1 protein-coding gene is annotated in these 1,206 nt (G+C 61.1%); it reads right to left on the reverse strand.

Going from position 1 to position 1,206, the window contains the following annotated elements; translation table 11 throughout:
* Positions 1-167: 167 nt before the first annotated feature.
* Positions 168-1,037 carry an HD-GYP domain-containing protein gene (locus tag OKC27_RS22185; protein WP_223198360.1) on the reverse strand — a complete coding sequence of 290 codons (870 nt, stop codon included), beginning with the start codon at positions 1,035-1,037 and terminating at the stop codon, positions 168-170.
* Positions 1,038-1,206: the final 169 nt, after the last annotated feature.

Raw genomic sequence — 1,206 nt, forward strand, 5'->3', positions numbered from 1 at the left:
GGGGATGTAAGCCGGAACCCCAGAAATTTCCGTCACCCTAGTTGGGTGGGCTCAACACTCGTGTCACCAGCTACCTTCTGGAGAATCGAGCTCGGCCATCCCTCCCTGGACGGGCATCGCTCGACGATGTTCAACGGCTCCCTCACGGGGCCGTCGTTTTGTGGGGGCTATTCCATCCACAAGTCGTCGAGGTTCTTGAAGTTCCAGAGCGTCGGGTCTTCGGGGCCAGTGATACTGTCCTTGCAACTCGTGGCCGCCAGGTCGATGGTCTGCATCGGGATCGGCTCTCTCGAGCGTAGCGAGAAGAACACGCGAACCTTGGGAGTCAGCAGTGATTCCATTCCCGGCTCAACGACAACGGCCAGACGCTGAGAGGACAGGCGAACCAAGGAGCCGACGGGGTAGATGCCCACGGCCTTGACGAAGGCGTGGAAGATGCGTTTGTCGAAATGGCCCTCCCACTTGGCCATCTGCCGCATCGCCGCGGACGGGTCCCACGGCTTTTTGTAGGCTCGCTCCGACGTCACGGCATCATAGACGTCGCAGATTGCGCCCATGCGGGCCAGGAGTGAAATGGCGTCACCGGCCAAGCGATCCGGGTAGCCGGTTCCGTCGATCTTCTCGTGATGGTGCAGGGCAATGTCCACCACCCCGGGCTCGGCCCCGCCTGCGCGCAGCATCTTTGCGCCCTCCACAGGGTGGCGCTTCATGATGGCGAACTCGGCATCGGTGAGCTTGCCTGGTTTGTTAAGCACTTCCAGCGGCATCGCGGCCTTGCCTAGGTCGTGCATCAGTCCGCCGATGCCAGCCAGGCGCGTTTGCTCCTCGTCTAGATCGAGATGCCGGGCCAGCGATAGCATCAGGGCGCAGACGGCAACCGAGTGCAGGTAGGTGTAATCGTCGTGCGTTTTGATGCGTGCGACGCTGATGAGGGCATGAGGTTGGCGCAGCACCGAGGCAGCGATTTCTCCGACCAGCGGCAACGTCGTGCTTGGGTCGACGGCCTTGCCAAGCCGGGCTTCCTGGAACATGTCCATGACTTGGGACTTGGCCGCAAGACAGAGTTTCCGTGCATAACACATTTCGCTCTCCATTGAGGTTGCGCCGTCACTTTTCTTGCTTAGTGGACTAGACGGCAGAGATTGCTCCTCCGACAATTCTCTGGGCTCTGGGCTCTGGGCTCTGGGCTCTGGGCTCTGGGCTCTC

Origin of the sequence: Aeromonas sp. QDB62, assembly GCF_027705695.1 — a bacterium.
In the GTDB taxonomy this organism is placed as follows: domain Bacteria; phylum Pseudomonadota; class Gammaproteobacteria; order Enterobacterales; family Aeromonadaceae; genus Aeromonas; species Aeromonas allosaccharophila.

Coding starts and splice junctions, on each gene's coding strand:
- OKC27_RS22185 (WP_223198360.1), bottom strand. CDS start 1,037: ATGGACATGTTCCAGGAAGCCCGGCTTGGCAAGGCCGTCGACCCAAGC.